We start from the raw sequence: 19454 nt of genomic DNA on the forward strand, positions 1-19454 counted from the left end.
CAAATTTTAAGAATCATTAGTCGTGCCATCGGGCATAATTGCCCGCCTCAAGTCTGCATCGCGGAAGTTAGTTCGATTGAGATTAGCATCAATCAAAACCGCTTCCACCAAAATAGCCCCGCTAAAATTAGACCAGCACAGCTTTGCCCGGTACAAATTAGCACCGCTCAAATTAGCTCTTGCCAGCGTTGACCAACTCACATTAGCAACTCTCAAATTAGCATTGCTCAGATTAGCTTCGGTGAGATTAGCTCCAATCATCGTTACTTGGCGCAAGTCTGCACCAGTCAGGTTGGCCCCGCTCAGCATCGCCCCGCTAAGAATTGCCTGATTCAGGTTAGCTCTTTCTAAAAGCGACTCGCTGAGAATGGCATTTGTCAGGTTTACCGCTTTGAGAGTTGACCAACTCAAATTTGCCTTCATCAAATTAATGCGAATCATGCTAGCGTCGGTTAGGTTTGCCGCAAACAAATTCGCTTCAGTAAAGTTGGCTTCGGTCAAATTAGCTTCGGTCAAATTAGCCTTCGTCATGTTGACTTCTCTGGCCATTGAGCCGCGCAGGTTGGCTCCCATCAGGTTAGCCCCGGTGAGATTGGCACGGCTCAAATCGGTACCGATGAGATTTGCTTCGCTGAGGTTGGCTTCCGTCAAGTCCACCCCTGCCAATTTCACCTCGCGCAAGTTCGCTCCCGTTAGGTTAGCGCCTTTGAGGTTTGCGTCTTGGAAATTCGCTCTGGTAAAGTTAGCCTCGCTGAGGTTTACCCCTTTTAAGTCGGCCCCGGCGAGGTTAATTTCTCGAAAATTTCTTTCTCCGGCCGCATATTGCCTCAGAATTCGATCGGCCTCCATGTCATTCGCCTCGCAATTTTTTTTAAACGTTAGAGTGATGGGTGTTACCACATCATCCCAGATAACTACGGTATTCACTCTGCACGCTGTAGTATCTGTAGAATCTTTGCATTGCTTTCCCGGCACTGCTGTGCCACTGCCTCCTAAAAGGTCTGACAAATATCAAAGCTTCTGAGAAAATCAACAATAGGGTAAAACTCTCGGCGCTCGGCACTGAGTCAGTCGATTTGAGATTTTAGATTTTAGATTTGCTCCACAGATTCATCTGGGAGCCGGAACTTTGGTCTAAAATTATGGGCTCACCACGACGATTATCGGAAACTTGTATTCGTTTTTGGGCGAGCTGGCAGTTGACAACTGTCAACTGTCAACTGCCAGTTGTCAACTGTCAACTCTCAACTGTCAACTATCAACAGAGAAAGGAAATCTTAAAATGCCTGAAAATTTGAGAAGCCAAGCTGTGACTGGGGGCGTGCAGCGCGCGCCCAACCGAGCAATGCTGCGGGCAGTCGGTTTTGGCGACGGCGATTTCACTAAGCCGATTGTGGGGATTGCCAACGGGTATAGCACGATTACGCCCTGCAATATGGGATTGAACGAGCTCGCTTTGCGGGCTATTGCGGGTGCAAAAGAAGCCGGCGCCATGCCACAGATGTTCGGTACGATTACTATCAGCGACGGGATCTCGATGGGAACAGAAGGGATGAAATATTCTCTGGTGTCGAGAGATGTGATTGCTGATTCCATCGAAACTGTTTGCAACGGCCAAAGTATGGACGGTGTGCTGGCTGTCGGTGGCTGCGATAAAAATATGCCGGGGGCGATGATTGCGATCGCCCGCATGAACATTCCTGCTATTTTTGTCTACGGTGGCACGATCAAACCGGGACACCACAACGGAAAGGATTTAACCGTTGTCAGCGCTTTTGAAGCAGTAGGTCAATTCAGCGCGGGCAAAATTGACGAAACAGAACTCAACGCAGTGGAACAGAATGCTTGTCCGGGGGCGGGTTCCTGCGGCGGAATGTTCACAGCAAATACCATGTCGAGCGCTTTTGAAGTGATGGGCATGAGTTTGCCTTATTCTTCGACAATGGCTGCTGAGGATGCCGAAAAAGCTGACAGCGCTGCCAAATCTGCAAAAGTGTTGGTGGAAGCTGTCCGCAAACAGTTGTTACCGAGCCAAATTTTGACTCGCAAGGCCTTTGAAAATGCGATCGCGGTAATCATGGCAGTCGGCGGTTCAACCAACGCTGTGCTGCATTTATTGGCCATTTCCAATGCCATCGGAGTGGAGTTGTCCCTCGATGATTTTGAAACTATTAGAGCGAAAGTACCAGTGCTGTGCGACCTCAAACCCAGCGGCAAATATGTAGCAACCGATTTGCACAAAGCTGGCGGCATTCCTCAAGTAATGAAAATGCTGCTAGAAAAGGGTTTACTGCACGGAGACGCCCTGACAATTACCGGTCAAACTATTGCTGAAGTGTTAGCGGATATTCCAGCCGAACCCCGCACCGACCAAGATGTCATCCGCCCTTGGAACAACCCGATGTACGCCCAAGGGCATTTAGCAATTCTCAGGGGAAATCTGGCAACCGAAGGAGCCGTTGCTAAAATTACTGGCGTTAAGAAACCGCAAATTACCGGCCCGGCGCGGGTATTTGAATCTGAAGAAAATTGTTTGGATGCAATTTTAGCCGGCAAAATTCAAGCCGGAGATGTGATTATCATCCGCTACGAAGGGCCCAAAGGCGGGCCGGGAATGCGCGAAATGTTAGCACCAACTTCGGCAATTATTGGCGCCGGTTTGGGCGATTCTGTAGGGTTAATTACTGACGGCCGCTTCTCTGGCGGAACTTACGGCATGGTGGTCGGTCACGTTGCACCAGAAGCGCAAGTTGGCGGGACAATTGCTCTAGTAAAAGAGGGTGATTCGATTACAATTGATGCTAACAATCGCTTGTTGCAGCTCAATGTTTCTGATGCAGAATTGGAGCAGCGGCGCGCTCTTTGGCAGCCTCCTAAACCTCGCTATACTAAGGGCGTTTTAGCTAAATACGCTAAGTTGGTTTCTTCTAGCAGTGTTGGTGCTGTGACTGATTTGGGTTTGGGTTAAAGTAGGAATTTTTTTAACCGCCGATGAAGCCAGATAAACGCAGATGAACGCAGATAGGATTTTATCTGCGTTCATCTGTGTCCATCCGCTGATATCTGCGGTTAAAACATTCCAAATTAAGGGCGCTGATTCAAAAAGCGGCCTGCCATCGACATGGCGTCAGTAATATCTACGTCGCCGTCTCCATCTGCATCTAAAAACGTATTTAAAACGGGATTTCCGCCCTGGGCTGGATTTTGGGCGTTGCCGCCGGTTTGTAGCAAATTCAGTATGAGCGGCACCAAAACAGGTATCATCGCCTGCACTGTGGCGTTATTCAAACCGGTTCTTTGGGCGATATCGGTCACTATTTGCGTGAGTTGGCCGGCTCCGAACAAACTCTGTACCGCTTGGGGGTTGGGATTTGTGCCGCTAAATTGGTTGACAAGTTGTTGAGCTTGTGCGTCTCCTGACTGCGATCGCACGTCTTGTAATGCCGATCGCACGTATCCGCCCAAAACCGACATCGCCAACTGAGTCGTACCCGCATTGACGCCCTGGTTGCCGCTCAACTGCTCTACCGCACCGAGAATGTTGCCCAACTGATTGGGGCTTGCTTGTTGGTTGGGATTGTCGATCGCGCTCAAAATTTGGTCAAATAGTCCCATAATTTTCCCTCCGTACAGTTGTTTCTCAACTTTAAATTATAGCAACTCCTGTTTTTCATGATTACTAAAAATAGTTGTGATTTGGGTATTGTCACTCATTTAATGGGGTAGCGACAGCCAGTTAGTAAGCAATCTCATACCATTTTAGATTTTAGATTTTAGATTTTAGATGGGGAATGAATTCTGACATCAGATTGCGGAGCGTGCTTGCAGTTGCATTCTTTTTTGAAACATGGATTAAAACGAATAATTTTTAAGTTTTTACAGCTCCTCTTTTTTTGGGCTTGGTTGGCACGTTCTCGTTGCCGAGGGAATTATATTCACGAGCAACTGGAGGTTGTAAGAGCGTATTTTGCCTTAAATCCTCATGCTTAATCGGCAGGGCTATCGAAAATTCCGTCCCCGTTCCCACCTCAGACCAAAAGTTAATTGTCCCCCCGTGTTTTTTAACGATAATTTCGCGACCAATTGCCAATCCCAAACCCGTACCTACACCTCTCGGTTTAGTAGTAAAGAATGTTTCAAACATTTTTTCTTGGCTCTCTGGTGCTATTCCCGTACCGTTATCAGAAATTCGCACTAGCACTGAGTCGTCGTCCAAGTATTCTGTAGTAATCACAATCCTCGGCGAAAAACTCGGTGCTTCCTGTTTGCTTGACTCCGAAGCCGATTGTTTTTTCGCCTCGGCTGAGCTGGACTTCTCACTTTTTGCTTTCTCTTCCACAGCATCTAGTGCATTGTTGATAAGGTTCACAAATACCTGGTAAAGCAAACCCATATAGCCTTCCACAGTCGGAATATTCCCGTAATTTCGCACCACTTCAATGCCCTGTTTGATGCGGCTGTTGAGAATCAGCAAACTGCTGTCTATGCAGGCGTGCAAATCGACGGGATGAGGGGCTGCCTCATCGAGGCGAGAAAAATCTTTCAAACTTAAGATAATAGCTTTGGCTCTTTCAGCGCCTACTTGCATTGAGTCAAATATTTTTATCAAATCTTCTTTGAGAAAATCGATGTCTATTTCTTCGCCTTTCGCCAGCACTGCTGCAGGGGGGTTGGCAATTTCTGTTTCGTAAGTTTTGAGCAAGTCTAAAATATCTTCAACATAATTTCTTGCAGGAGCGATATTGGCATAGATAAAATTGATTGGGTTGTTAACTTCGTGAGCAACACCGGCTAACATCCGCCCCAAAGTTGCCATTTTCTCATTTTGAAGTATCTGGCTTTCTTGTTCAGATTTCAATTCTTTGAGCAACTGATTTACTTTCTGAATCAGTTGATTCAGCGAAGTTGCTAATACTCCTACTTCATCGGTGCTGGTAACTGGTACTTGCAACTGAAAATTAGATTCTTCAGTCACTCGCTGAGCGATTTTAGTTACAGCAGCGAGGGGTTTGGCGATCGCCCGACTGGTGAAGCCCGCCAGCACTGCTGCAACGATGATTGACAGTGCCATGCTACCCAAAATTATTTGCACCCGCAGCGTCTGGGCTCGCAGCAGATCCTCCCGCCCTGCATCTTCTTGCTCTTGGGCGCGATCGATAATTTCTGCTATATCATTGACCGCCCTATCTAGTTCCAACCCTATTTTATCTCGATCTAAATTCGACAGCAACTTACGTTTTACAAGTTGTTTAGCGGGGTTATTTGGCAATACAATGATTTTTTTATTAACTCTTTCTATTCGAGCAAGATAATTAGACAATAGCGAATCGCAAGTTTTTTTAAATTTTTCTATACCTTCTATGTCTTCCATGTATTTAGAGTTCTTGACTTCAGATAATAACACCTTCAAGTTGTAAATATTGTTTTGTAGTTGTTCGTATTTGTTGTCAAAAATTTTGGGCTGTTCTAGCCCGTAAATAAGCCATTCTTGGCTATTTTTAGTTCGCAGTAAAGCCACCTGTAACTTATTTAAAAGCTGAGTTTCTCGATCGATGTGTACTTGATTGTTAGTTCTGCGATAGTAATGAGTTCCCACCAACATCCCGATAGTCGTTCCTCCAATCGCAACACAAAGAGCCAGTGCGTACCCAATGCTGATTTTGTCGCGAATACTGAGGTTGCCCAAGGAATGGGCTATGTGAGCGAAATAATTGGGCTTGACTGGCTGGCTCTCTTTGATGTGATGCTCGCAAGAGGTAGAGAGTTCTTGTGAAGGCTGATTTAGATGTTTGAGCTGCATAGATGCTAACCTGTGAATAATTCACGCACTGACAATTCAGTCTAACTTAACTCGCGGCTAATTTGAGAGTACCGCATTGATGTTTTATGTGATAATTTTTGTAAATTAAGATGCTCTTACGTTGCCTAAGAAACCCGGTTTTTCGTTTCCGCTTTTGGAGCTTCCAGGAGGCACTTACCTTAAGAAATAGGGTTTCTGGATACTTCATGCGATATTTTATTCTTAATAAAAAAGTATGGCTCGACTCGCGATCGAATAAATCACCGAATAAATAAGTAGGTAAATGCAAATAAACCAGCCTGCAGTTGCGGCGGGCGATAAACTGTAGGTGAGTTATCGTGCAAGCTACAATTGCAGCAAGAGCGCGATCGCACTTGTCCGTCCCGCTGGCGCTCAAACTCCGCAAACCGCGCCTGCTGGACAAGCAGAATCGCGATTGGCGGGCTCGCACAGTACGATACCCTTCGTTGGCGTAGCCCCCGTAGGGACGGGCTTTCCTTCGGATCGCTTCGCTAACGCTAACGGGCGCTTCGCCATTTTAGATTTTAGATTTTAGATTTGCAATGACTGATGACGATCGGCGTAATGTAAAAATCAAAGCATAACCCTTTTATTTGCCACTCCCCTCATGCCTTTGCCGCGCCTGTTAACCTTAATTGCTGCTTTCTGCCTCGCCCTGGGGCTGATTATTGGGCTGGTGAGTTCCTTAACAGGGCTTTACAGTCAAGTTGCGTGGTCTGCCTCTCCGCTGCTGGCTAATTTGCTGATTTTCCTGATAATTGTACTTTTGGGAACGCTAATTTTTGCGCTGCTTTACTATTTTAGGTTGCTGCAACGCCCTCAGAAAGTTAAGGGAAAACGGCCGATTACTCCGAAGATTCCTGTTGTGAAAAGTGAAGCAGCTTCGGAAAATCTCAAAGCAATTCGGCAACAAGTCGATCGTATTCAAGATGAAGTAGCGCGGCAAGCTTTGCTGTTGAGAGCCCGCGAAATTGAAGCTAGCATGGCTAGGGGCAGCGTTCGAGTAGTTGTTTTCGGCACCGGTTCTGCGGGCAAAACTTCCGCTGTCAATGCGTTGGTGGGGCGGATGGCTGGACAGGTGGGCGCGCCGATGGGAACTACCGAAGTTGGAGAAACTTACACTCTAAAATTGAAAGGAATCGATCGAGAATTAGCAATTACTGATACCCCAGGTATCTTGGAAGCGGGAGTTGCGGGGACTTACAGAGAGGAATTGGCGAGGCAGTTGGCGGCGAGGGCAGATTTGATCTTATTTGTTTTGGACGGCGATTTGCGAAAATCCGAGTACGAACCGCTGCGGACTTTGGCGGAAATTGGCAAAAGGTCGATCGTGGTTTTTAATAAAGTTGACCTTTATCCCGACACCGACAGAGATGAAATTCTCGATCGACTGCGGCAGCGAGTCAAAGGTTTTGTATCAGCAATGGATGTAGTCGCGATTAGCGCCAATCCGCAAAAAGTTGTACTAGAAGACGGCACAATTTTTCAGCCAGACCCGGATATTATGCCATTAATTCGGCGCGTCGCTGCGATTTTGCGAGCTGAAGGCGAAGACTTAATTGCGGACAATATTTTGCTGCAATCTCAGCACTTGGGAGACCAAGCGCGCAAGTTAATTGATGCTCAAAGAAGGCGGCAAGCTGATAAAGCAGTAGAGCGATTTCAGTGGATCGGAGCCGGAGTAATTGCTGTCACGCCTTTGCCAGTTGTGGATTTGTTAGCGACAGCAGCAGTTAACGCTCAAATGGTAGTAGAAATTGCTAAGATTTACGGCTGCGAATTAAATATCGATCGCGCGAAAGAACTGGCATTGTCTCTAGCAAAAACCCTAGCAAGTTTGGGAATAGTTGAAGGCGTAATTCAAGTAGTGTCTAGGGCGCTGCAGTTAAGCGTAGCCGGGTTTGTACTTGGCAAAGCAATTCAAGCAGTCAGTGCGGCTTATTTAACCAGAATTGCCGGGAAAAGTTTTATTGAATATTTCCGCCATGACCAAGATTGGGGCGATGGTGGCATTACCGAAGTTGTGCAAAGGCAGTTTCAGTTAAATCGGAAAGACGAGTTTGTCAAAGCATTTGTCAAAGATGCGCTCGCCCGCGTTGTCGAACCTCTGAACATCTATCAGCAAGAATCGGAACCAGACTTAGAAATGTCAGCGGAATTGGAACCAGAAGTCGAACAAGAATCCTTGTATCAGCCGCCGCAACAAGACGATTGGGAAACTTACAGCAACAAACGAAACGATGAGTGGTAATTGGGAATGGGGAATTGGGAATGGGGAATTGGGAATTGTCAACTGCCAACTGTCAACTGACTAATAACTAATTTCTTCCCACCAACAAATAAACGATCATTTCTCCTTTACCTTTAATCTCAACAGCACCGCGCTTTTTAAACAAAAATTTATCTTTTAAACGATCGTAAACCGCAGCACTCACCTGAATTTCCCCCGGAATACCGCTTGATTCCATCCGCTGAGCAACATTTACTGTATCCCCCCACAAATCGTAACTAAATTTAGTTAAACCAATGACTCCCGCCACCACCCCACCAATATTTATGCCAATGCGGAGACTAAAGTTGTGATTGTTTTGGACATTGAAGCTAGCGACAGCAGATTGCATATCCAGCGCCATTTGGGCAATAGCAAAAGCATGATTTTCCTGCGGTTCTGGCAAACCGCCGACTACCATGTAAGCGTCACCCATAGTTTTGATTTTCTCCAAACCGTGCCGTAACGATAACTCGTCAAATAGACTAAAAATTTGATTGAGAACTTTCACCGTTTCTGTCGCACTTTTTTGAGAGGCAAAATTCGTAAATCCCACCAAATCGGCGAATAAAACGCTGACCTCCGAAAAGCTGTCAGCAATTATGCTTTGTCCCTCCTGCAAGCGATCTGCAATCGGTTTCGGCAAAATATTTAATAGCAATTCTTCAATTTTTTCTTTCTGAGACTTGGTTTTTTCCAACAGCAAGCGCGTTTCCATTTCTGCCTGTTCCCGATAGGCGATTTCCTGCTGCAACATCAGATTTTTATCCCTCAGTTGCAACTCTAGTTCCCGCAGCCGCAATTGATTTTCTACCCTAGCTACCACCTCTACGGTTTGAAAAGGTTTAGTAATGTAGTCCGCCCCGCCAGCATTAAAGGCTTTCACCTTCTCAGAAGCTTGTACCACAGCACTCAGAAAAATAATGGGAATGCCACGAGTGCTAGCGTTCGCTTTCAAGCGACTGCAAACTTCATAGCCATCCATATCGGGCATCATAATATCGAGCAAAATCAAGTCAGGCTGAGCCAAATCCACAGCATCGAGTGCCTCTTGACCGCTAGATGCAGCTTCTACTTTATAGCCTTTCCTGGATAATATCAGCTCCATTAACAATAAATTGTTAAGACTGTCGTCCACAATTAAAATACTGCCCCTTAATTTTTCTGAAGATAATTGATTCATCGGCTTGCTACGGGCTTAGTTAAACTTAAAATTTGTTTAAATTTATAAATTACGCACAGGTGCGTCCAAACCTATTTTTTTTCACGGAAAGACGCATGGCCGAAGGCAAGCAAGAGGAAAAAAAACAGGTTTGTGAGGGCATGATTGCCTCCTCAAGTCAAATTTATTATACTAATTTGTCAAAACAACGAAAGCTGGGGCTAAAATTTCATATTGCGGATAAATTCGATCGACCTGGGCGTCGATTGATTGACTGGCGAATTGATTCACTGCTTGCTGCGGGTTTGGAAACCAAAAATATCTCACAAGCCCCACCGCTGCAATTTGCACTACAAAAGACCAAGGAGACTACCCGGACACTTTGCAGGGGTAATTTTCCCTAAATTCTGACGCGGAGCTGGATTCAAAAGTACGATCGACATCGTGGGCGGTAAGAAATGGGCGTGATCTTTTTATCTGATGCTCCCTGAGTCTGCGGTGTCGCATTATATTAAGAAATATAACAATAATTTTACACATGGGGGAGAATCCGGGGGCGGGATCAAGTCAAACCATCCGAGCGATCGGATCGAACACAACTTTGATAAGATTTAAGATTGACAACAAAATTTGCTATTGTGCGTCCGGGTAAAAACAATGAGCGATCGACCAATTATTCTCGGTATTGTCGGAGACAGCGCAGCGGGCAAAACCACCCTGACGCGGGGAATTGCCCAAGTATTGGGACCAGAAAATGTCACTGTGATTTGCACTGACGACTATCATCGCTACGACAGAAAGCAGCGGGCAGAAATCGGAATCACAGCATTGCATCCCGACTGCAATTATCTCGATATCATGCAGCAGCACCTCAGCCTGCTGCGTACCGGACAAGCAATTCTCAAACCCATCTACAACCACACCACAGGTACATTCGACCCACCGGAATACATCAAGCCCAGCAAATTTGTAATAGTTGAAGGTTTGCTGGGTTACGCAACCCGAACCATCCGCGATTCTTACGACGTAAAAGTGTATCTTGCTCCTCCCGAAGAGTTGCGAACTCAGTGGAAAGTTAAGCGCGATATCATGAAGCGCGGTTATACTGAAGAACAGGTGCTTGCAGAAATAAAAAAACGGGAACCCGACTCGGAAGACTTCATTCGTCCTCAGCGCAAATCGGCCGACGTTGTAGTTAGTTTTTACCCGCCAGAAGCGGATAATGAATCGAATTTAAGCGTCCGTTTAGTGCTCAGACCGACAATTCCTCACCCTGATTTTACTGAAATTTTAGGTCGAGGCAGCGAGAGTTTTAAACCTGCAATTCGCTTGGGACTCGATCGGGATATGGGCAAACCAGTTGACGTTTTGGAAGTAGACTCCCACGCTACCAGCGAGCAAGTAAACGAACTGGAAATGATGTTGTGTAGCGAGTTGCCGCACCTGCGGGGATTTTGCTCGGCCCAAGGCAACCCGGAAATTGGCAAACTTATCGGCACAACTGGCGAAGTTTTGCAAAGTTACCCGCTAGCTTTGACGCAGTTGCTAGTTGCATATCACATGATGAAAGCAATTCATGTGTATTAGTTAGTTGGCAGTTGGCAGTTGGCAGTTGTTGGTTGTTAGTTGTTGGTTGTTATTGCAAGGATTAATAACCAATAACCAATAACCAATAACTAATGTACTCGCAAAGTCGGGTTAGCAGTGCCTAATTGCTGAAGTGGCATGGAGACTGGCAACTGACTTTGAGGTGCAGGCAGCATTTCGCCTCGGAAGTCGAGGATGGTGACAAGCAGCAGATAGGCAACTGCTAAAATTATAGAAATCACTCCAGTGATAATAGCAACAAGTTTTGAACGATCCATATTCAGCAAATTTTAACTACAGCTAATATTAGTTTAACATTAAAAATATCAACATTATTACTTAACTTATGCAATAGAATATAATCAGGTGCTAGTTATTTCTCTGACAAAAATGGAACCTCTTGTAGATGCGCCAAATCCCACCGAGATACCCAGAGCTACCCCAGTTGTGGAAACATTTAATCTGGGGAAGTTCTACCGTACCGGCTTTTGGATGAATGAAAAAATTGAATCGCTCAAAAATTGCACTCTGACTGTCTCTGAGGGGGAAACTTTTGGGTTGTTAGGGCAAAATGGAGCGGGGAAAACTACGCTGCTGAAAACTTTGCTGGGTATAGTGCGCCCCACTTCTGGGCGGGCGCTGCTGTTGGGGAGGCCTTTGGGCGATCGCACTGTGAAGCAGCGAGTCGGCTATTTGCCAGAAAATCCCTATTTTTACGATTATCTCACGGGCTGGGAATTCTTGCAATTTGCGGCGGGGTTATTTCAAATTCCCCCCTCGATTCAGCGACAGCGAATTCCGAATTTGCTAGACTTAGTTGGACTATCTCAATCGGCGGCAATTAAAAAACAGTTGCGCCAGTATTCTAAGGGAATGCTGCAACGGATCGGCATGGCTCAAGCTTTGATTAACAATCCAGATGTGGTATTTTTAGATGAGCCGATGTCTGGTTTAGATCCGATGGGACGCTATCAGATGCGGGAGATAATTTTATCGCTGAAAAATCAAGGAAAAACAATTTTTTTTAATTCGCATATATTGTCTGATGTGGAGAAGATTTGCGATCGGGTAGCAATTTTGGCGAAAGGTGAGTTAATCTGCATTGGTGCGATCGACGAAATCCTAGGTAATACTGAAACTTACCGGGTTGAAGGTAGGGGCGGTCACTTGAATATCCTGAAAAAATGGATACCGGATATGGAAGTTGATAATGATTTGTGGTACGGTCATTTGCAGGGCGATCCGAAGGAGTTTCTTTCTAGTCTGAGCGGTACGGGAGGGCAGCTAATTGGGATGAATTTGGCTAAGCCTAGTTTGGAAGAGTTTTTTATGCAGCAACTGCAAGAAAGAGGAATTTATTCTAGTAGTTGAACTTTATACATCAAGTTGATTGTGAGGTGGGCATTTTTCCCGCCCTGACTATAGAAACGGGCAAGATGCCCGTTCCACAGCACATCAAGTTTCTTGTGGGGTGGGCATCTTGCCCGCCTCTGAAAAGCTAATGTTTTTTACTTCCGTTAACAATGGCAACTGTAGATTTGCACATACTAACTCTGCACAATTCCACTGCCGCAGATACTCACAAACTTCAGAAATAATCGCATTTGCTGCATCTAAATCTCCTGCTTGAGAAGCATGATAGTGCGCTCTGATTAACGGCTTAATATCCTCGATATCTTGCCATTCCGATTTAGGTTTGAGCGGAATGCTGATATAATAACTATAGGCTTGGCTGTGGGCGGTACGGAGATTTTCAGGATTTTGATTTAGCAGGTACTCGCCCTTTTCTCGGACTAGGGGATGCAAGTGATAGGATTTGAGATGGCGATCGTAATATAGCAATTGTCGGCGTTTGAGTGCTTGAATAATATTTTCTTTAAGCTCATACTTGCTAACTTCTGGCATTTGAGCGCTAATTCCGGCAAAAGATAGCGGATATTCTGAGGTTTGGTAGACAGAAATTCGGCTGAGACAAGTTTGCTCGCCGTCGCTAAGACGCGCTATGATTTCATCGATAGCTCTTTCAATATCTCGAATCAGCAACCAGTCTCTCTGGTGCAGAAAAATCCCGACATTTCCCTGAAACTCGGTATCATCTCGAATCAAGGCTGCGACGAGTTGTAAGGCTTTGGGATGTCCTGAATAGCGATCGCATATTTCCGCTAATTCCTCTGCATTTGCAGTCAGATTAAAAGATTGCAATAGGGCAACTGCCGCCTCTTGATTCAATCCGTTTAGCTGGATTTCGCGGGTGACTGTTGACGGCAATTCGGCTAAGCTTTCGCGACTGGTGAAAATAATTTTACTTTGATGTTCTGTTTCTAACAGTTGTTTGAATAACCAAGCATATTCTGCACAATCCTCTGCGAAATAACCAGCCGCTTTTGCCTCTCCAGCTTTCAAAAGTGTGTCGGCGCGATCGAAAACGAGCAAGCAAGGTTTATCTCTGAGGATTTTGAGCAGATTTTCGGTTTTTTTGCCGCAGTCATTTTGAGCATTGACGGCTGCGGTAATCTCGCCGTTAGATAGGGTGAATAGCAGGGAGTCAATTATGCGATCGAAGGGGGGTGCTTTGCCTGTTGCGGATTGCAAGGATTGCCAAGCGGCGCAGGTGAAGGGGGTTTTTTCTGTGTGGATTTGGCGAATTAGTTGGCTGGCGAGGGTGGTTTTTCCGATGCCCGGTAATCCGACAATTGAGATGGCGATGGGAACCCCCCCCAGCCCCCCCTTGGTAAGGGGGGGAGCAAGAGTGGGCGATTCATTGGTAAGGGGGGGAGCTGTGATTAGGGTTTTTAAGGTGTCGATTTCTTTGGTGCGCTGTACCCAATTTCTGATGGGGGGTAAGTTTTCTGGGAGGGGGAAAGTGCGATCGGTTTGGTTGTCTAGGGGGATATCTGCGATCGGGGCTGATAGTAATTCTGGTTCTTGAATTTCCCGCGCAACAATGTCTTGCCAGTTTTTCACACCTACAGCTTTGCAAATGTGTATAAAAGTCTCTCGTCTAATTGGTTGCTGCGTCCAAAATCGCTTTAAAGTTGCTTTTGAAGTGAGAGCAGCCTGACACCAGAGCTCATCTGCTTTATTCCATCCGAGATTGCGTCTTACCATGTCAATGATTTTTAGCCCTTCTTCGGATGCTCTGAGCAAACCTGCCATTGCTACTCCTCTACGGAAATTATGCCTTAGTAAAGAATGTTACATGATTTGGTGAGCCAAATGAGCCAAATGAGCCAAGTGAGCCTTTGATGTTGAGCCAAATGGTGAGCCGTTAAGCCTATACATATTCAGGATTGTGGAGTATTGTGAAATGATGTGTTTGGTTGTCAGGTACGTTTGACGGTGCATCTGGCGGGCGATCGGGGATACAGCTTATCTGCTGTTGGAGCAATGTAAAGTTTTATTACAAAAACAGGGCGAACTGCATAAAAAGCAGATGAAGGCCCTGATAGATATCTAGGAAGGCTTGCAAGGCGGGCTTTGCTGGTTTTGACGCAACTATATTTGTGAGGAGATGGGATTATGAAGTTACTGACAGATGATGTGTTGTTGGGTAGTGCAGTGGATGTGAGTGGGGTATCAGATGAGGGAGTTGTTCGGATAGCGAAGGCAACCACTGGTTTGGTAACAGGTGGCTTTGAAGGAAGTCAACAAACTCTCAAGTTAGATTCAAACGGAGGGGGAACAGCCGAATATTCTTACGATATGCTACCAATTCCTGACAATCTCATACTTCGTTATGAGGGGAAAGAAATTTTAAATACAGGGTTTGTATCCGGTGCAGGAAGTGGTACGGTTACAATCCCCTCTGGAAATTCTGATAAGTTGCAAGTGATATTAGCAACTAATGACAAGGATACATTTTGGGAGTATACCATATCCACAACTCTACCAGATTCGACCACAACTCCACCAGATTCGACTACTACTCCTACCACAACCCCACCGAACTCGACTAATAACCCTAACACTTCTCCTACTTCATCAAACATTAGCAAGGATGCAAAATACGAATTTCTTGCCAAAGATGTTGCTTACAAAAATGGCAAAACTATTTTAGATAGTAATGGTAAGAATATAGTAGAGCAAACGTGGCAGCAATTATTAGGGCAGGATCTCAGTAATATTTACGATGGGAAGCGGTTTCAAGATATCGTTAACGGCTACAAAGTAGACCGAGTTTTTGACGATACAAACACAACAAAGACAGGTTTTTTTGCCCTGGGGTTGACATCAACTCGCGGGGATGCTCCAGTTCTAGCAATTCGGGGTACGGAACCGACAGCTAACTTATTTGCAGATATTTTCTCAGATATCGACCCCAGAGGAGTTGGTTTCAATCAATATGAAGCTAGCCGAGATGTCAATCCTGCTGATGATAATGTAAGGTTTACACCCCTTGAATGGTTATCCCAAGTAAGTCGCGATCCATCTAAAAATCCCAATCTTTTAGCGCCCGATATTACTGGTCACAGTTTGGGAGGTGCATTAACCCAATTGTTTGCGGCTGACTTCACCAATCGCGGTGGCAAGTTAGGAGAGATAGTAACCTTCAATTCACCTGGTATTGGCAGAAGTTTTGTAGGCAATTTTAACCCACAAAATGTCTCTAATGTCAATCATTATATTGTTTCTGGCGATTTTGTCAGCCTTGCTGGTGAAGCATATTTACCAGGTAAGTTCCAACTGAGGGATTTCTTTAACTTTAATCCTCTTAACAATCATTTACTACCCGTTTTGACTCAGGAGGTAAACTACGATCAACCAACCTATGACCAACCATCAGCAGATGGCAAAAACAAAAATTCAGTTAAACCAGGGGATGTAAGAACAGTAGTTAATAACGGTTCTACAAACTGGTTGAGTGACCCCTTCTTTGCTTACGTCGATCCAGAATATACATCCCTTATAGGTTTGGCTACAGGGGCACTTGCTGGTGTTGCGCCAGGAAATGTTAAGTCATTAGCATTTGTACCACCATTACTACTGTTTCGAGGAACTACTGAAGCAGCTAGAAAGACAGTTGGGATTGTGGCTGATATTACTGGAGGAGCGATCAACAACATCGGTACTGGATTGACAGAAATTGTAAAGACTCTCAACGAATCTAACCCTGGTTCTGAATCTGTCCAAAGGGATAGCAGCATTCCCTTACCCAAGCTAGACTTGAATCTACTCGATCTGATTGATGTCAAGCCGATCGACTTGGCCATGAAATATGTACAGCCTAATGATACATTAAAGCTTCAAGGTACAGTCAGTCTGCCAAAGCTATTTAACGTGAGTGCTAACTTTACAAATGACAACTTTATCCAGATTAGTAAGAGCGGTATTGATGTCAAAGGTGAGCTTTATATACCAGAACTACCAATCATACCTAATCTCCTTAAGCTTAAAGAAACTAAGCTATCTATTGATACAATAGAGAAAAAAGTTGAAGGGGAAGGGGTAATATTTTTTCCTGTTATCGAGAAAGGAATTGTTGCAGGGGTTGGTTTTAAAGACAAAAAACTTGACTCTGCTACTTTAGGTGTAGATGGTCTTAATCTCCCCCTTGGACAAACAGGCTTTTCTTTGCAGAAATTACAGGGTACTCTAGGTAATATTGCTGCTGTTGAAAAATTAGATATTGGCGAACTTCAAAAGCTTGATTTTGGTTTGAAAGCCAATATAACTGATAGTTTGCCTGAGTTAAAACTAAAGTTACCTGACTGGGCAGGCGGTGAATTCTCTGGTCAGCTTGTTGACATTGATGCAGGCTTCAAGATTAGTAAAGAGAGTTTTACACTAGACGGAGGAATCAAACTCATTAGTGATAAAAATAAAAATGCAGGAGTAGTTGAAGGAAATGGACAGTTAGAATTAAACTGGAATAAAAAAACTCTTAGCAGTGGTGAAAAAGGTCTCAATGTTTCTGTATTAGGAGATTTCATTAAAGGCAAATTAAACTTGCAAACTGATTCTGATTTGAACTTTAATGCACAGGGAACGGGTAATGTAAAATTTCCCGAAATTAATATTGATGCACCTATCTTGGGTAAAGTTAACTTTGGAGGTGTGCCTTTAGCAGACGGTGAATTTAGAATAGATTACACTAATAACAATGATTTTTCTGATGACCTTATTCAAGCCTATGGCAAGTTACCATCAGTAGTAATCCCTATTCCTTTTCGAGATCCGATAGTAATAACACCTGACGCTACAGTTAAAGTTTTTCTTGCACCTCCCAAAAATGGTACTCCACAAGTTCAAGGTTTTTTTGGTAATGCCTTACCTAAAACAAGTAGCTTCACAATTACTCCAAACACTCAGTGGCTGATTATGAATGCCAACTGGGATACTGCCACCAACAACGTACCAGTTCAAGTTAAAACGCCTAACGGAACAATCATCAATGAGTCAGAATTTGCTGCTAATAGCATTGCCATTGTTCCTGCTCTCAGCACTTCCACCACTAAAGCCGTTATTGTACCGAATCCTACATCAGGAATTTGGGATATTAAGGTAGCAAACCCCGCTGGTTTAGGTAACGTACAATATAGTGCTTTCCGAGATTCCAAAGCTCCTACTGTTCAAGTCATTAATGTGGCTACAGATGTTATAGAGCGAAATATCAGTAGTTTGCTTACAGATGCGAGCGGGCAAAATGTTACCATTAACTACAACGCTTTTGACCCTGATTCTAATGCTAAAGTCAGCTTTTTCTACGACACTGATAACCAGGGGTTTAATGGCATTTTAATCAAAGATGGTCTTGATGAAACGGACGGTACTGGTAATTTCACTTGGAACACAGAAGGTGTACCAGCGGGAGATTACTACATCTATGCAATGGTAGTAGATGACAATAACCCACCAGTTTTCAGCTACTCTCCGAATCCTGTACGGGTGAGTGAAGCAGCAGATTTATCTGTTACCAAAACAGCCAATGCAGATACCACGACAGTTGGGAATAACTTAACCTATACTGTCACCGTCACCAATAAAGGAACGAGTAACGCCAAAGAAGTAAGTCTTGCAGACACATTGCCAGAGGGCGTAGAATTCATTTCTGCTAGTATCAATCCCACTCAAAGGTCAGGAAATAAACTCACCTTTGACCTCGGCAACTTAAACAACGGTGAAGCTAAAACTATCAACGTCACTGTTACTCCGCCAATAACAGGAAATATCACTGGCAGTGCTCAGGTGACGAGTAAAACTTTCGATCCTGATGCTACCAACGATATCGCTGTTCTAACTACATCAGTCAAACCAATTTCTACTGACCTTAGCATCACCGCAACGGGAACTCCTACCACCGTAAATCTAGGAGATAAACTTACCTACAGCCTAACTGTCACCAACAATAGTCCCACTAAAGCTACAGGTGTTACCTTCACTAACGAGTTGCCATCTGGATTGAAAGATGTTTCTGCTACCTCTAGTAAGGGTGGAACCCCCGAAAATAACAATGGAACCATTACTGCTGAATTGGGTGATTTAAACACGGGTGAATCTGCAATAGTCACTATTAATGCCACTTCCATCGCTGCGGGAAATTTCAGTAATAATGCCAGCGTTACGAGCAAAGAAGTTGATTCAGAATCGGTTAATAATACTCTCATTCAGCGGACAAAAGTTAATGCCAAAGATCCAGATTCGGCCGATCTAGACTTGACTCAGACAGTTGATAACCCTACTCCCAAGGTGGGAGATCAAGTTAACATAACTCTGGCTTTGACCAACAAGGGAATCGGTATTGCCAGTAGCATCAATGTTACTAACCTATTACCTCCCGGACTGAGTTTTGTATCTGACACACCCGAACAAGGTAGTTATGACAATACTACAGGTGTCTGGAATGTAGGGAACATGAAAGATAATCTAACCCGGACTTTAAAACTTACAGCAATTGTTACTGCGCCTAACTCAATTACTAATCTAGCGGCAGTCACGGCTGTTAATGAACCAGATCCTAACCCTATCAACAGCCAAGCTTCACTGATAATTAATCCAATAGGGAGCAGTGGATCTACTCCTGCTCAAAAAGTTCCAATTTTGGGAACTTCAGGAAACGATAACTTGGTTGGTACTTTTGAGCCTGATGTCATCTATGGCTTGACTGGAAATGATACCGTAGGTGGCATTGGCGAAAGCGACACCCTCTATGGAAATGAAGATGATGATGTTATCAACGGCAATCAGACTAACGATCTGATAATTGGCGGAAAAGGCAACGATTTACTTTTTGGAAGAAAAGGTGACGATCAAATATATGGCGATATAGGCAATGACACTCTCATTGGCGGTTTAGGTCAAGATATCTTATTTGGCGGGCCAGATGTTGATACTTTTGTTCTGCCCACCAAGGCTGCGGTAGCTACTGATTCTCTAGCCGATACTATCAGGGATTTCCAAGTAGGAATTGATAGAATTGCCTTAACAGATGGATTAACAGTCTCTAACTTAATCCTGATTCCTGTTAATAACAACACAGTTATCCAGATAGCAGGAAATAATCAAATATTAGGTGTGGTTGCTGGCATATCACCTAGTCAGCTAAGGAATGAAAAATAAATAAGTTGATTAGTTATCGGTTATAATGAAAAAAGTGTGAGATTACAATTTTTACCAAA

General features: G+C 44.4%; 12 protein-coding genes. 6 read left to right on the forward strand and 6 right to left on the reverse strand.

The features are described 5' to 3' along the window. Window positions 1-6: 6 nt before the first annotated feature. Window positions 7-849, reverse strand: coding sequence for a pentapeptide repeat-containing protein (locus Q5691_RS17185; protein WP_333214465.1), 843 nt, complete (start codon window positions 847-849; stop codon window positions 7-9). Window positions 850-1282: 433 nt separating this feature from the next. On the opposite strand from Q5691_RS17185, the gene ilvD reads away from it, so the two are divergent. After that, on the forward strand, window positions 1283-2968 hold the full coding sequence (gene ilvD / locus Q5691_RS17190; protein WP_333312072.1) for a dihydroxy-acid dehydratase: 1686 nt from the start codon (window positions 1283-1285) through the stop codon (window positions 2966-2968). A gap of 116 nt (window positions 2969-3084) precedes the next feature. Here ilvD and Q5691_RS17195 read toward each other — a convergent pair whose 3' ends face one another. Together Q5691_RS17195 and Q5691_RS17200 are read right to left on the reverse strand one after the other, a co-directional pair. Next, window positions 3085-3615 carry a hypothetical protein gene (locus Q5691_RS17195; RefSeq protein WP_333214443.1) on the reverse strand — a complete coding sequence of 177 codons (531 nt, stop codon included), beginning with the start codon at window positions 3613-3615 and terminating at the stop codon, window positions 3085-3087. Between the two features lie 253 nt (window positions 3616-3868). After that, window positions 3869-5800, reverse strand: a complete 1932-nt coding sequence (locus tag Q5691_RS17200) for an ATP-binding protein (RefSeq protein ID WP_333345835.1) — start codon at window positions 5798-5800, stop codon at window positions 3869-3871. A gap of 328 nt (window positions 5801-6128) precedes the next feature. Here Q5691_RS17200 and Q5691_RS17205 point away from each other — a divergent pair, with 328 nt between their 5' ends. Both Q5691_RS17205 and Q5691_RS17210 read left to right on the forward strand, forming a co-directional pair. Beyond that, window positions 6129-6356, forward strand: coding sequence for a hypothetical protein (locus Q5691_RS17205; protein ID WP_333214439.1), 228 nt, complete (start codon window positions 6129-6131; stop codon window positions 6354-6356). 72 nt (window positions 6357-6428) lie between these two features. Beyond that, window positions 6429-8072: a GTP-binding protein gene (locus tag Q5691_RS17210; protein ID WP_333345838.1), complete on the forward strand. Its 1644-nt coding sequence runs from the start codon at window positions 6429-6431 to the stop codon at window positions 8070-8072. A gap of 67 nt (window positions 8073-8139) precedes the next feature. Here the strand turns inward: Q5691_RS17210 and Q5691_RS17215 are convergent, their stop codons facing one another. Then, the gene (locus Q5691_RS17215) at window positions 8140-9273 is read right to left on the reverse strand and encodes an adenylate/guanylate cyclase domain-containing protein (RefSeq protein ID WP_333214435.1); all 1134 of its coding nucleotides are present in this window, start codon (window positions 9271-9273) and stop codon (window positions 8140-8142) included. 636 nt (window positions 9274-9909) lie between these two features. Here Q5691_RS17215 and Q5691_RS17220 point away from each other — a divergent pair. Next, entirely contained in the window at window positions 9910-10839 is a 930-nt protein-coding gene (locus tag Q5691_RS17220) for a phosphoribulokinase (protein WP_333083222.1), read from the forward strand. An 89-nt stretch (window positions 10840-10928) separates the two neighbouring features. On the opposite strand, the gene Q5691_RS17225 is transcribed toward Q5691_RS17220, so the two are convergent. Next, the gene (locus tag Q5691_RS17225; protein WP_333214433.1) at window positions 10929-11117 is read right to left on the reverse strand and encodes a hypothetical protein; all 189 of its coding nucleotides are present in this window, start codon (window positions 11115-11117) and stop codon (window positions 10929-10931) included. Window positions 11118-11229: 112 nt separating this feature from the next. On the opposite strand from Q5691_RS17225, the gene Q5691_RS17230 reads away from it, so the two are divergent. Next, window positions 11230-12210: an ABC transporter ATP-binding protein gene (locus tag Q5691_RS17230; RefSeq protein WP_333345850.1), complete on the forward strand. Its 981-nt coding sequence runs from the start codon at window positions 11230-11232 to the stop codon at window positions 12208-12210. A gap of 84 nt (window positions 12211-12294) precedes the next feature. Here Q5691_RS17230 and Q5691_RS17235 read toward each other — a convergent pair whose 3' ends face one another. Continuing rightward, window positions 12295-13995 (reverse strand): NB-ARC domain-containing protein, encoded by a 1701-nt coding sequence (locus Q5691_RS17235; RefSeq protein ID WP_333345841.1) that lies wholly within the window; start codon window positions 13993-13995, stop codon window positions 12295-12297. A 363-nt stretch (window positions 13996-14358) separates the two neighbouring features. Between Q5691_RS17235 and Q5691_RS17240 the strand changes: the two genes are divergently transcribed. After that, window positions 14359-19395: a lipase family protein gene (locus Q5691_RS17240; RefSeq protein WP_333345847.1), complete on the forward strand. Its 5037-nt coding sequence runs from the start codon at window positions 14359-14361 to the stop codon at window positions 19393-19395. Window positions 19396-19454: the final 59 nt, after the last annotated feature.

The organism is Microcoleus sp. w1-18aA5, assembly GCF_036701705.1.
GTDB lineage: Bacteria > Cyanobacteriota > Cyanobacteriia > Cyanobacteriales > Microcoleaceae > Microcoleus.

Excerpts from the sequence above, each read along its gene's own strand:
- Q5691_RS17220 (WP_333083222.1), top strand. The coding sequence starts at position 9,910 with ATGAGCGATCGACCAATTATTCTCGGTATTGTCGGAGACAGCGCAGCG.
- Q5691_RS17210 (WP_333345838.1), top strand. The coding sequence starts at position 6,429 with ATGCCTTTGCCGCGCCTGTTAACCTTAATTGCTGCTTTCTGCCTCGCC.
- Q5691_RS17240 (WP_333345847.1), top strand. The coding sequence starts at position 14,359 with ATGAAGTTACTGACAGATGATGTGTTGTTGGGTAGTGCAGTGGATGTG.
- Q5691_RS17200 (WP_333345835.1), bottom strand. The coding sequence starts at position 5,800 with ATGCAGCTCAAACATCTAAATCAGCCTTCACAAGAACTCTCTACCTCT.
- Q5691_RS17225 (WP_333214433.1), bottom strand. The coding sequence starts at position 11,117 with ATGGATCGTTCAAAACTTGTTGCTATTATCACTGGAGTGATTTCTATA.
- Q5691_RS17235 (WP_333345841.1), bottom strand. The coding sequence starts at position 13,995 with ATGGCAGGTTTGCTCAGAGCATCCGAAGAAGGGCTAAAAATCATTGAC.
- Q5691_RS17195 (WP_333214443.1), bottom strand. The coding sequence starts at position 3,615 with ATGGGACTATTTGACCAAATTTTGAGCGCGATCGACAATCCCAACCAA.
- Q5691_RS17230 (WP_333345850.1), top strand. The coding sequence starts at position 11,230 with ATGGAACCTCTTGTAGATGCGCCAAATCCCACCGAGATACCCAGAGCT.
- ilvD (WP_333312072.1), top strand. The coding sequence starts at position 1,283 with ATGCCTGAAAATTTGAGAAGCCAAGCTGTGACTGGGGGCGTGCAGCGC.
- Q5691_RS17215 (WP_333214435.1), bottom strand. The coding sequence starts at position 9,273 with ATGAATCAATTATCTTCAGAAAAATTAAGGGGCAGTATTTTAATTGTG.
- Q5691_RS17185 (WP_333214465.1), bottom strand. The coding sequence starts at position 849 with ATGGAGGCCGATCGAATTCTGAGGCAATATGCGGCCGGAGAAAGAAAT.